Raw genomic sequence first — 12136 nt, forward strand, 5'->3', positions numbered from 1 at the left:
TTTTTATTTTATATAAAGAAAACGCTAGACGTTATAATAAAGATTTGTTATAAGGAAGTATCTGAATTTTCCAGATGCTTCTAATGTTCCTCGGTAGCTCAGTGGTAGAGCAAACGGCTGTTAACCGTTCGGTCGCTGGTTCGAGTCCGGCCCGGGGAGCCATTACTCGGTTTTCGACAAATTTACGAATGAATCAAACGGCAGATGCAGCATAAAGTCAAGCTTTTTGCCTGTTAATTTAATTGTCGAAAACACAGTTTTTATTAAACGTCTTTTTCCTTGGCATTCGACAAATTAAAATATTGATGTGCATTGGCAACTAAATTTAGTACATCTATCATTTTTTTCGTAAAACAATCATCACCTTTATTATGCTCCGCTATTTCTAGCATTACTTTACTTTGATGTTTTTTCATTATGTTTTCTTACGTACAAACTCTTCTCTGGTTATAATCCCATCTGCTAATGAATCGAGCTTATTTGTTCTATGTTAAAAAACTAGAAAGGCTCGTTAAACGTCGTCAAATAGAACGTATAGTATTTTAGGGAAAGAGGATTTATTAAATATATAATTATTACAATCAACAATTATAGTTATTGACTTATTTTAATTACTTCTCTCAGGTGATAATTAAGCTCTATCATTCATATATAAGTTAATTTAAAAGAGTTAAAATATGGAAAATAAAGAAGAAGAAATTTTAACCTCTGAATCTTATATTGATGAAGAGGAAGAAAAGAGATTAAAAGCTGAAAACGCAAGGAAAGAGCTTAAATTAATATTAATAACATTTGCTATTATTTTTACTAGCTTTTTAACTTTTACTTATTTCTTTTTAAATTACGTAAAAGAAAAAGCAGCAGAGTATAAATTACAGCAGGAACAAGAAGCTAAAGCAACTAATAAAACAGAATGAAGTTGTTTAAATATAATGTAACCAAAAGTTATCAATATATTTAAAGTTAAAAAGCTATTTGTTATTGCAATTTTTTAATTTTTACTGTAATTATAATCAACTAACTAATTAATAATAAATTAAGAAATAACTTTTATGAAAGATTTAAGCTCTTGGAAAGAAAAGTTTGAAGTATGTGTTTACGCTAAGAAACTACTTGATAAACTCGAATATTTAAACACTAAAGTAAAAAAAACCGTTGATATAGAGGAAGTTAAAAAAGGCATCTACTACGCTCGTAAATATCATGGTTCACAAATGCGTTAATCAGGCGATCTGTATTATTCGCACCCGATTGAGGTGGCGATTTATGGTAGCGGAGTTTACAGCTTATCAAGAAGCAAAATTTTTCACTACTGATATTATTATTACCAGTTTGTTACATGATACTATAGAAGATACTAGCCTTACTAAAGAGACTATTGCAATAATTTTTGACCTAGAAATAGCAAGACAGGTAGAAGCTTTAACTAGAATTAAACCGCATAAGAAAATAACTTCAGCAGAAATGTTAAAATTATTGTATTATAACCTAGAGAAAAAATTACTAATTATTAAGTTGTTTGATAGATTTCATAATATTCAAACTTTAAAAGTAAAAACGCCTGAAAAAGCTAAAAAAATAATAGATGAAACTTTAGAAGAATTTTTAATCTTATACGTAGCACAAGAAACCGCAAAACTATGTAAAATGTATTATTAAGAATTTATTAATGTTTTAAGTTAGTTTTTTCTAATATTTCAAAATGGTGTATAGCAAACCAAGTACCTAACGCTACGGGAATCATAATAATTTGTAACCCAAAATTATTGAAATGCTTTATTAAATAAATAATCCCAAAAGAAGTAATAACGTATGTAATAGCTCTTGACATCGCAATAGTAAAACAAGTGTAAGTAAACCTTTTAAGAATTGGTATATATTGATAAAAAATTGATTTAGCTGGAGTGTGTCTAGAACAAAAAACATAGCGAAATATTGAAAATAAAATATCCCTGTAGGCGTATTAATATTATTTAATCAACCACTTTCATCTGAAAGATGAAAGTTTGTTTTATAGCGACTAGAAGTCGCATATGAAGCTAAAGCTTATGCGACCCGTATGTGCAAAATCATGTCTGGCTCATGTGTACCAATATGCCTATTAATCATATAATCGTTACATTACCACTATTAGACCTACAGTAACTTCCTTGCACACACAATGTCTACCACACTGTATAATAGCGACTATAGTAAACAGTACGTAATTTCCTGACGTATTGAACTCATGGTGCTTGTGATGCTAACGCATCATGGCGCACATGGCAAGCTAAAGCTTTTCCATCTGGAAGATGGAGGTTTTAACCACCAAAGGGACTATAAAAAAGGACATGCTAAAATAAATATGGAATATATTATTAACCTAATTTTTAAGATAAATAATGGAGAAATATAATACCCTAAATATATTAATGGTAAAATCCCCAGCATTTCTATTAATCCTACAAAAAATTATTATGTATTACTTGGTCTGGAGTATATCCAAAAGAATTTTGAAGTATATCGCCACAGTGTATAAAGGCAATATAAAAACATACTGGCCAACCGCAATTTATTAAAAGTAAAGCAAGGATAGTTTTCTTGTTAACTTTTTCTTTTACTATATAATTATTGTTAATTAGCTTTCCATCTTTTATTCCTCTAAAATATTTTTTACTCTGCGTTTTGTATCTACAAAGTCCGGGGTTTCTCTAAGCTTAGTACGTGCTACTCCTTCTACTAAGGCAATTAATGCACCTATTCCAAAAGCATATCTCCAATTAAATCCTTCAATAGTGCTAAAAGATGCGATGCCTAAGCTGCCACTCCTCCTAATCATACGCATCAAGTTAAGAAAAGCAAGTAGGTTATACTGGTATTACGGTAGTAAATTATGAATTAAAAAGAAGCTAATATATGGTATAAATTTTTGCAAGATTAACAACTAAATTGTGAGAATTTATCCTATGGGGAAAATAGTAAACTTAGCAAAACTATGCCAAGAGTTTTTTGGAGAGACAGCCAATAATTTATCCATTACAACAGGATTTATTAAGAGACAACGAAAAATAACTGGTTCAGCTTTTCTAAAAGCTATAGTGTTTGGTAATATGAGCGATAGTAATTGTAGTCTTGATGGAATGCGTAACTTTTTAAGTGAAGAAACTATAGATATTTCTGCCCAAGGCTTAGACTTTAGGTTTACTGAGGTAGCAGTAAAATTTATGCAGTCAATGTATGAACAATGCTTGAAATTATTTAGAAATACTATGCCGCTTGATTGCAACATTTTGCAGCATGCAACATTTTGCAGCAATTTAATAGCGTTAAATTATTGGATAGTAGCCATATTATTCTACCTGCCAATATGGCGGATAAGGTATAAGGGCTGATCAAGGATATAGAGAACATTTATCAAACATATCTACTAAGGACTTATTAATATCTGATTTAGGTTATTTTGTCCCAGCTTCATTTATTCAAATTATCGAACTTGGTGCATATTTTATTAGTCGTTATAAAGCAGATACTAATATATATGACCCTATCACTGAGGAAAAAATTGATTTATTAAACCTATTAGATAATAAATTCTTTTTATCAAAAGATGTACTTTTAGGTAAACAAGCAAAAGTTAAGCTACGGATTATATGTCATAAATTGACTGATGAACAGGCTATTGGTAGAAGAAGGAAGGCTAATTTATTAGCTAAGTCTCATAAATATAAATCTTCTTCAAGAAACCAGAGATTACTAGATTGGTCAATATTTATCACTAATATATCAGAGGATATGGTTAATGCTGAGCATATAATGATAATTTATCGAGCAAGATGGCAAATTGAATTATTATTTAAATTATATAAAAGTCATGCAAAAATTGAAAATCTTAAAGGGAGAAGTAAACCTGCAAGAGTTTTGTGTGAATTATATGGTAAATTATGTAGTGTGCTTATTTTTCATGGATTATCGAATTGTGTAGAATTAGCAAATGATAGAGAAATTAGTTTAACCAAAGCATTTATTGAACTACAGAAAAGGTCAAGAGAATTATTCCTGTCTATTACTGGACGTCTTAATGATTTAAAGCAGTTCCTTAAGAAATTAATTATAGATTGGGGGAGATTTTCTTTGAAAGATAAATATCGTAAAACCAGATTATCTTCCTTAAATACACTAAAATTATTAACAATTATGGCTTAACTTGATGCGTATGCTCCTCCTAATGCGGCTAAAAAAGCTAATATTGATACAACGACATATTGTAAGGGTGGCTTTATTGCTTCGGTAAAATAAATTTCTGCTCCTGTTATTTCCCCCATAGAAGAAATCCCTTGAACTATACGGCAAATTATCATTATACAGGATGCTACTACTCCTATTTGATTATAAGTAGGTAATAGTGCCATTACTATACAAGAGCAAGCCATCATAAGAGTAGTTATAACCACTGTCGATTTACGTCCAATATTGTCACCTATCCACCCAAATATTAAAGCACCTATAGGACAACTACAAATGTTATACAAAAGACAGAAGCAGCAGCAAGAGAATCGTATTGAGGAAAAAATAATTTGTTAAGAAGTACAGCCATATGTACATAAAGCATAAAGTCAAAATATTCAAGAAAAGTACCTATAGATAGCAAGGCAATTGATTCTTTCTGTTGTTTTGTCAGACTTCTTTGTTCTTGTGCATAGCCTAGCATAAATTCTTTAATAACAGTTAAATTGTAAAGAAATCTATACTGTTTTATATAAAAGTCAATAGGAATTTTCGCTTTACACGATAAATAAGAAAGTGAAGTGCAACTTATTATTAATTTATATTATCAATTTTATAAATATAATTGAACCTAGTTTAAAGCAATATGTCCGTGTACCTGAGCATTCATCACAAGCCCAAAGCCGATTAGCATGGATGCGATCATTGTTCCGCCGTAAGAAATAAACGGTAAAGGTACACCTACTACGGGAAGCAAGCCCATAACCATAGCTATATTAATAAATACGTGACTAAATAAGATTGAAGTGATACCTATTACCATTAATTTACTAAAAATCTTTCGGCAATTTGCGGCAATTAATAAAGAAATAGTTATAAGTGCAAAATATAATATTAGTAAAAACATTCCTCCTATAAAGCCGAATTCTTCAGCGAAGGTAGCAAAGATAAAGTCTGTTTGATGTTCGGGAAGAAAATCTAAATGGCTTTGACTGCCTTGATTTAAACCCCGTCCAAATAGGCTACCTGAACCTATAGCGATTTTAGACTGAATAATATTATAGCTAGCACCGAGCGGATCATGTTCGGGATCTAAAAAAACCATTACCCGTTTTTTTTGATAATCATACATCATATTCCAAGCAATAGGGAGGCTAATAAGAGCAGCAAGAGCTAGCATTATAAAATATTTTATTCTAAAACCTGCTGCAAAAAATATAATTGCCGAAACAATTAAAACAATCATTCCTGTACCTAAATCCGGTTCTCTAATTATTAGAAAAGCCGGTATTAAAACTCCTATAATAGGTATGATAACTTTGTGAAATTTTATAAGATCATCAATTGTTAGTGAATGGAAATATCTAGCAAGCATTAGTACAACGGCGATTTTTATCGGTTCGGAAGGTTGAAGCTTAACTATACAGATATCGATCCATCTTTTACCGCCCATGGCAGTTGAGCCGAAAAGCTCCACGGCTACTAGTAAAGCGAGTACGCAAAAATAAAAGATATACGATAACCTAAATATTATTCGTAAATCAATTAATGCAATAATAATAGCTAAAGGCAAGAATATACAAAAATTTATAATTTGTTTGTAAGCCCAAGGCTGCAAATTACTATTCGCTGCAGAATAAAGCACAATGAAACCAATACAGCAAATTAAGCTAATTAGTAAAATTAAAGTAATCGGTAATTTTTGTAATTGTTCTAGATAATTTTTATGCATGTGGTTTTTTATATTTATTTTGTCATACCGTGGAGGAGGACGGCATTGTTTGTGTGGATCGGTTTCACCACTGTCACCCCGTGACTTGTCCACGGGGTCTATATTAGTATTTTTAGTTGTTTTACTGGATACCGGGGACAAGCCACGGTATGACAATGTGTGCTTTTTTTTGATCCACGCAACAATGCATTCCCGCCTACGCAGGAATGACATATACCTTTTAAACCCCCACATTAAATATATTAAAAATAAATACTAATTCGTCGGCTATCTCTTTCAGATAATCAAAACGACCGGCAGAACCTTTATGTCCTTTATCCATATTTATTTTTAATAATAATGGATTATTGTCCGTTTTTAGTTCTCGTAATTTTGCTACCCATTTAGCAGGTTCCCAGTAACCTACATGTGGGTCGGATATACCGCAAGTAACGAATAGAGCAGGGTAGTTTTGTGCTTTTACGTTATCATAAGGGGAATATGATTTAATATATTCAAAATATTCTTTCTCTTTCGGATTACCCCACTCATTATATTCCAAGAGAGTTAACGGTAAGCTTTCGTCAAGCATGGTACTCAGTACGTCTACAAACGGTACATGAGCGATTGCTGCTCTATAGATTTCCGGTTTTTCGTTGAGTACGTAACCGATTAACATACCGCCGGCACTACCGCCCATTATTACTATATTGTTGTTACTTGTATATTGCTCGTTAATTAAAGCTCTACTACAGGCTATGAAGTCTTCAAATGTTCTTTTTTTGGTTAAAAACTTAGCAGCTTCATACCAATCATGACCTAGATCATCGCCACCTCTAATATGAGCAACTGCGTAAATAAAGCCACGATCGGCAAGTGTCACTGCTGTATTTCTAAAATTGACAGGCATGCTAATCCCGTAAGCTCCGTATCCCATTAAATATAAAGGATTTGAGCCATCTTTTTTAAATAAAGATTTTTTATAAAACAAGGTTATAGGTACTTTTACATCTGCGAATATTCTCTCGACTTTATACTCTTCCGGATTAAAGCCTGAAGGTATTTCTTGGCTCTTTAATATCGTTAATTTATTGCTATCAAAATCGTAGCTATAAGTGGTATTTGGTCTTGTTAGAGAAGAGTAATTTATTCTGATATCGTCTTCCTCAAAGTTTGTAGAAAAGCTACTTGCTTGGAAACTTTCGTCAGGAAAATGAGTTGTGTTTTCTTGTAAATCTTTAAGTCGCTTTATTTTAATTAGCGGTAAACCTTGGTCACGATAATTTAAGATTAAATAATTATTTGTAACATCAAAGCTTTTTAAATATTTGTCTTGTTCTTCCTTAATATAAATATCATCCCAGCTAGTATTTTCAAAATTATTTACCGGCAGTTTTATAACATGGAAATTTTTAGCTTTATAATTAGTTTTAATATAAAAATAATCGCCATTATGTTCTATTTCATAGAATATTTTGTTTTCTGCAGCTCGTACTAATTTAGGCGTAAAACTAACATCCTGCATAGAAATTACGTAAATTTCATTTTCATTATAATCACCTGAATTTATAAAAATATATTCACTGCTTGCTGATTTCTCGCAGCTGATAAAATGAAGAGGGTTTTTTACCTTAAATATTAATTTATCCTGAGTAACATCTTCACCTAGACGGTGAAACATTACCTTATCCCAGCGTTGATTCTCATTAATAGTAATATAGAAAAAGCCGTTTAATTGTTCATGCCAAATCACAGTAGGAGCTATATCCGTTACATTATCAGGTAAGTATTTTTGCTCTTTAAGATTGTATATTTTGATATTATATTGCTCATTACCTGTAAAATTAACGCTATAAGCCATTAAATTTTGATCAGGCGATATTGCGACTTTGGCAACATCGGTAAAACCGCCGTTTGGAGCAAGAAGGTTAACATCTAATATTATCTCTTCATGTGCTTCCATACTATTATGCTTTCTGCAATATATCGGATAATTTTTATCGCCTTCTACTCTATAGTAATAGTAATAATCTTTTTTCTTAACATAAACTGACTCATCGTCTAATTTGACCCGTCCTTTTAATTCTTCAAAAATCTTTTCCTTATCCTTTTGCAGATCGGCAAAGAAATTTTCGGTATATTTATTCTCAGTCTTTAAGTAGTCTAAAATTTTAGAATCTTCTACATTTGGCCACTTAGGATCACGCAGCCAGTGATAATCATCGTTTATTGTTGCTGAGTGAACTTCAAAGCTGTAATTTTGTTTGTCTGTTATTGGTGGTTTCATGTTTTTGTTCTTTTTTTTAGTGTCATCCCGCGACTTGATCGCGGGATCCAGTCTTTTTTAATTTTTTTCTGGATACCGTGGTCAAGCCACGGGATGACAGAGTGTTAAAATCAAACTAATTAATAGGAATAATACAATAAATATAGCAGTTTGCTGATTATGCCAAGCAGATATTTTACTTAAAATATTATCCCAAATAACCTTAAAATTAAGATATTCTTCCGCATCTTCGTTATTGTCTGCCGTTTCTTTATATTTATCGATACTGAAATAGATAAGTTTTTCGATATATTGGTATAGGTCAAGGTTTATGTTTTCTGTCAAAATGCGTGGTATTTTTTTAAATATTAAAGCTAATAATAGTGAGATTGCAAGGATAACTAGCTTAAAGTTAGCAGTATGTGATATTTGAATAGGGTAGAATAAACATACGCATAAAGTTATGATGCAGAAAGAGAGGTAGAGTAACTCCCTTAACGTCATTACGAGGAAAAACTGTAAGTTTTGACGAAGCAATCCAGTAAAAATAGATCGATTTTTTTCCTGGATTGCCACGCTCCTTTTAGTCGCTCGCAATGACGATAGCAAACTTTCCAACAATAATCCAAATAACACGGTACAAGTTGCTATCTTAGAAAATAGCATTATATTATTCTCGTTTAAAATATTAGCAATTCCATCTTTGATATAAGAAGAGCTAATAGGCAGTATAGATGTATATATCAATATACTAATAACAAATCCGATTAACAAAATAAGATTAATTTGAGCATTCTGAAGATCTTGGTAATTTTTAATATCATACTCATCTTCTATATAAGTGAAATATAAAGCAAATAACCCGTTATATAATATATGTATGAATATAAAGCTTGTAATAAGATAAGCTATATTTGGAGAGTTTATGCTAATAGCCGTTAATATAAAACCAAGCTGTGATACGGTAAGATAACATATCAATCGTTTTAGGTTTTTCTCAATTAGAGAAAATACTAACCCGTAAATGATCATTGATATCCCAAAAAACTTTAATATCTCAAGACCGCTAAATAATTTTAAAATGATAATTAAAGTAACTTTAGTAGTAAAACTAATTAAATATACCACGCCGCTACTTGAAGCTGCAGGATAGCAATTAACCACCCAGCCGTTTACAAAAATAGCCGAGGCATTAATTAAACAACCTGCAAGTATGAATATTGCCGGTAACTCAAAATTATATACTGATTCCGTTAAAGAAGTAAAAGCCGTATTACCTGTTGTTTGAATTAAAAGAGTCATACCGATTAAAATTAGCCCGCTACTGAATAAATGAGTGAGGAAATATTGACGTGCCGGTTTTATCTTTAATTGGTCGCAAAAAATAATTATGCAGGCAAAAATCGTCATGAATTCAAGCGAGATTATCATGGAAATAAAATCAGCTGCAAATACGCATATAGTAGAGGATAAACAGTATAAACTACCTATTAAGCATTCTAATTTTCTATTTTGGGAAATTGTATAAAGATTTAAGATAGTAGTAACAATTAGAAATGCTAGAGCTATTAGCTGATTTTGTGGGTTAAAATCAAACATAAGCTCAAAATTAGTAATCGGAAATGTAAACTTGGTATTTTGAATAAACATTTTAATCTTTAGAAGAAACTGTTAAAACCTCTAGTCTCTGAATTCTTTTAAAGTCTTTTAACATTTAGAGTTAATATCGGAAAACCTTTTGTAATAGCCGTTGCTGCAATAAGCATATCATGAGTTCCTATAGTTATACGTTGTGTGTATAAATCATGAATATACGTGCATATGTATATACTTTTTCAATACCGAAAGGTAATATAGTAAACAGACTTTTTACATATTCTATAAAAGCTAAACATTTTATACGTTTATTCTCATTATTGACTCTATCTACTCCTATTAATAGTTCAGTTAACACAATAGGGCTAATATAAGCCTGATCGTAATGTGACCATTGCTTAGTACTTACCTTTCCTCTTTCTAAAGCTATGATTATAGAAGTATCAATAATTAATCCCATCTTTCAACCAATTTTTTAATATCTTGTTTAGTATTGCGTCTTATTTCTTCAATATTTTTCATGAATTGATCAGCATCTTCAGGATCAAGATGTGGATCATTTTTAAAGGCTTCCTCTAAGTCTCTTACTGCTATAGAAGGCTTGATTTCTGCAGGCGTAATTCTTGCTACTATACCTTTTTGAACGTCAAAGCTTTCGCCTTTGTAGTAAACTCTATTCATAATATCTGAAAAAGATCGTACAAATTCTGTTGCTCTAATAATTTGTGCCATATTTATACCTTTGATACTTCAAGATTTGGTACGTCAAATTTCGGGATTCGCCTTTGCTCACGTTATTGTACGCTGTGCAGGCTCACCGCTTATTTGACTTCCAACTTTTGAAGTATCAAAGGTATAAATATTATATGTAAATTATGTAAATATGTTTATGTAATATAAGCTAAAAATTCTCTGATTAAGATTTGAATAAAATAGAATAGAGTTACAGCACAGCAGCAAATTATTATACTGATTCGCATAGAGTAGGGGAGTGATTTTATTACACTAGATTCTACCAAAGAAGGTTTATAAATAGAGCTTAATATTTTGAGAAGGTAAAGGCTTGAGAATATGCTACTCGCTATTATGACAATCATAACGATAATTTGATTTTGTTCGCTTGCAGCAAGTAATATTGAGAATTTGCTAATAAATCCGCTAAAGATAGGTATACCGATTAATGATAATGAAGAGATAGATATAATAAAAGAAATTAAAGGAAACTCTTTAGATACTCCGTGTAAATTTTGTATTTGATCGGCTTTCTTTAAACTGTAAATACTTCCCATACTATAAAATAAGCAAATTTTACTAAAAGAATGTGAAACTAAATGGAGTATTGCGGCTCCAAGTGCCTTAGGTGTTAACATAAAAGCACTAAGTAAGGCGATGCTTAGTTGATTCATAGTGGAGTAGGCGAGTATTTTTTTAATATTATCCGTGCCTAGTGCTTTGATTGAGCTGTAAAATATGCTCACTATCGGTATAAAAATTAACCAGTTAAACTCGGCAAATATCATTTGTAAATACGATAAACCGAATATATATAATAGGATTTTGTAAATACAAAATAGTCCGGTTTTAACCACTATTACGGCATGCAGTAAGCTACTAACGGGATAATGTGCAACCATTGCAGCAGGAAGCCACGAATGTACCGGAAAAATTGCAGTTTTAGCAATTCCAAAAATAAACATTAATAATAAAATAATTGACTGGTTTTTAGAAAAATAATTTTCTACTAAACTCCCACTTGCAAAATCCCCGTTACCGACTTTAGTATAAATAATTATCACTGCCGGTAAAAATAATATTGTGGCAGAAATCATCAGAATTTTTAGATATTTATATAACCCGCTAAGTACTATATTATTTTTGGTATGTCCTATTAAAAAAGCTGTAGAAATAGTTAAAAGCTCATAACAAATAAACATCGTAAATAAGTTACTAGACAGAGCAATTAAAATACCGGTTAGAATAGTTAAGTTAAAGAAAAATAAGAATCTAGAAGAGTGTTCTATATTATTAATAGCAAGATATTTTGGAGTGTAAAGTAAAGCACAGATCCATAAAAAACCTATTAAGCTTAAGAAAATAAGCCCTAAAGGTTCAAGATGGAATCCTATAGAGTAATTACCGAATATATTAAATTCAAATCCTGCTCTAATACCTTTTAAAAACAACCAGTCTATAATTAAAATATTACCGAAGAAAAAAATAGCGATAGTAATAAGTAAAAAATTACGTATAAAACTATCTTTTTGTGTGGCATACGGACTGGTTAAGTTTAATGCACCAACTAGCAAAGTTGATAGAATCAAAAGACTCGGAGTAGTAAATTGTGTAATCATGTTTTTCTT

10 protein-coding genes, 1 tRNA gene and 4 pseudogenes are annotated in these 12136 nt (G+C 31.1%); 4 read left to right on the plus strand and 11 right to left on the minus strand.

Annotated features, from left to right (window positions below):
- The first annotated feature begins 87 nt into the window (after nt 1-87).
- A tRNA-Asn gene (locus tag REIP_RS05670) sits at nt 88-162 on the plus strand.
- A gap of 101 nt (nt 163-263) precedes the next feature.
- Here REIP_RS05670 and REIP_RS12630 read toward each other — a convergent pair.
- Nucleotides 264-416 (minus strand): hypothetical protein, encoded by a 153-nt coding sequence (locus REIP_RS12630; RefSeq protein ID WP_231569261.1) that lies wholly within the window; start codon nt 414-416, stop codon nt 264-266.
- 261 nt (nt 417-677) lie between these two features.
- Between REIP_RS12630 and REIP_RS05680 the strand changes: the two genes are divergently transcribed.
- Nucleotides 678-917, plus strand: a complete 240-nt coding sequence (locus REIP_RS05680) for a hypothetical protein (protein WP_045804034.1) — start codon at nt 678-680, stop codon at nt 915-917.
- Between the two features lie 135 nt (nt 918-1052).
- Nucleotides 1053-1659 (plus strand): annotated as a pseudogene (locus REIP_RS09795) (HD domain-containing protein).
- Between the two features lie 973 nt (nt 1660-2632).
- Here REIP_RS09795 and REIP_RS08550 read toward each other — a convergent pair.
- Nucleotides 2633-2818 (minus strand): hypothetical protein, encoded by a 186-nt coding sequence (locus tag REIP_RS08550; protein WP_052691102.1) that lies wholly within the window; start codon nt 2816-2818, stop codon nt 2633-2635.
- Between the two features lie 127 nt (nt 2819-2945).
- On the opposite strand from REIP_RS08550, the pseudogene REIP_RS05705 reads away from it, so the two are divergent.
- Nucleotides 2946-4182, plus strand: a pseudogene (locus tag REIP_RS05705) (IS4 family transposase).
- Here REIP_RS05705 and REIP_RS13710 read toward each other — a convergent pair.
- From REIP_RS13710 to REIP_RS05745, 9 genes and pseudogenes are all read right to left on the minus strand, one after another.
- Nucleotides 4179-4508 carry an MFS transporter gene (locus tag REIP_RS13710; protein WP_410525692.1) on the minus strand — a complete coding sequence of 110 codons (330 nt, stop codon included), beginning with the start codon at nt 4506-4508 and terminating at the stop codon, nt 4179-4181. The pseudogene REIP_RS05705 and the gene REIP_RS13710 overlap by 4 nt on opposite strands.
- Complete coding sequence (locus REIP_RS13715) at nt 4481-4687, minus strand: hypothetical protein (protein WP_045804039.1); 207 nt, start codon at nt 4685-4687, stop codon at nt 4481-4483. The genes REIP_RS13710 and REIP_RS13715 overlap by 28 nt, the downstream gene beginning before the upstream one ends.
- Nucleotides 4688-4834: 147 nt before the next feature.
- Nucleotides 4835-5935 (minus strand): rod shape-determining protein RodA, encoded by a 1101-nt coding sequence (gene rodA / locus REIP_RS05720; protein ID WP_045804040.1) that lies wholly within the window; start codon nt 5933-5935, stop codon nt 4835-4837.
- Nucleotides 5936-6155: 220 nt separating this feature from the next.
- On the minus strand, nt 6156-8201 hold the full coding sequence (locus tag REIP_RS05725; RefSeq protein ID WP_045804041.1) for a S9 family peptidase: 2046 nt from the start codon (nt 8199-8201) through the stop codon (nt 6156-6158).
- An 81-nt stretch (nt 8202-8282) separates the two neighbouring features.
- Nucleotides 8283-9830, minus strand: a complete 1548-nt coding sequence (locus REIP_RS05730; RefSeq protein WP_045804042.1) for a proton-conducting transporter membrane subunit — start codon at nt 9828-9830, stop codon at nt 8283-8285.
- A gap of 1 nt (nt 9831) precedes the next feature.
- Nucleotides 9832-10236, minus strand: a pseudogene (vapC, locus tag REIP_RS05735) (ribonuclease VapC).
- Entirely contained in the window at nt 10227-10508 is a 282-nt protein-coding gene (gene vapB, locus REIP_RS05740; RefSeq protein ID WP_045804043.1) for a type II toxin-antitoxin system antitoxin VapB, read from the minus strand. Before vapB ends, vapC begins: the two are co-directional and overlap by 10 nt.
- Before the next feature lie 5 nt (nt 10509-10513).
- Nucleotides 10514-10634, minus strand: a pseudogene (locus REIP_RS13720) (palindromic element RPE5 domain-containing protein); the annotation flags it as partial.
- Nucleotides 10635-10663: 29 nt separating this feature from the next.
- Complete coding sequence (locus REIP_RS05745) at nt 10664-12127, minus strand: proton-conducting transporter membrane subunit (RefSeq protein ID WP_045804044.1); 1464 nt, start codon at nt 12125-12127, stop codon at nt 10664-10666.
- Nucleotides 12128-12136: the final 9 nt, after the last annotated feature.

Origin of the sequence: Rickettsia endosymbiont of Ixodes pacificus (genome assembly GCF_000965155.1) — a bacterium.
Classification (GTDB): Bacteria; Pseudomonadota; Alphaproteobacteria; order Rickettsiales; family Rickettsiaceae; genus Rickettsia; species Rickettsia tamurae.

What these genes read in the sequence shown, in the direction of transcription:
- REIP_RS05730 (WP_045804042.1), bottom strand. Translation starts at nt 9,830, where the DNA reads ATGTTTATTCAAAATACCAAGTTTACATTTCCGATTACTAATTTTGAG.
- vapB (WP_045804043.1), bottom strand. Translation starts at nt 10,508, where the DNA reads ATGGCACAAATTATTAGAGCAACAGAATTTGTACGATCTTTTTCAGAT.
- REIP_RS05680 (WP_045804034.1), top strand. Translation starts at nt 678, where the DNA reads ATGGAAAATAAAGAAGAAGAAATTTTAACCTCTGAATCTTATATTGAT.
- REIP_RS12630 (WP_231569261.1), bottom strand. Translation starts at nt 416, where the DNA reads ATGAAAAAACATCAAAGTAAAGTAATGCTAGAAATAGCGGAGCATAAT.
- REIP_RS08550 (WP_052691102.1), bottom strand. Translation starts at nt 2,818, where the DNA reads ATGATTAGGAGGAGTGGCAGCTTAGGCATCGCATCTTTTAGCACTATT.
- rodA (WP_045804040.1), bottom strand. Translation starts at nt 5,935, where the DNA reads ATGCATAAAAATTATCTAGAACAATTACAAAAATTACCGATTACTTTA.
- REIP_RS13715 (WP_045804039.1), bottom strand. Translation starts at nt 4,687, where the DNA reads ATGCTAGGCTATGCACAAGAACAAAGAAGTCTGACAAAACAACAGAAA.
- REIP_RS05725 (WP_045804041.1), bottom strand. Translation starts at nt 8,201, where the DNA reads ATGAAACCACCAATAACAGACAAACAAAATTACAGCTTTGAAGTTCAC.
- REIP_RS05745 (WP_045804044.1), bottom strand. Translation starts at nt 12,127, where the DNA reads ATGATTACACAATTTACTACTCCGAGTCTTTTGATTCTATCAACTTTG.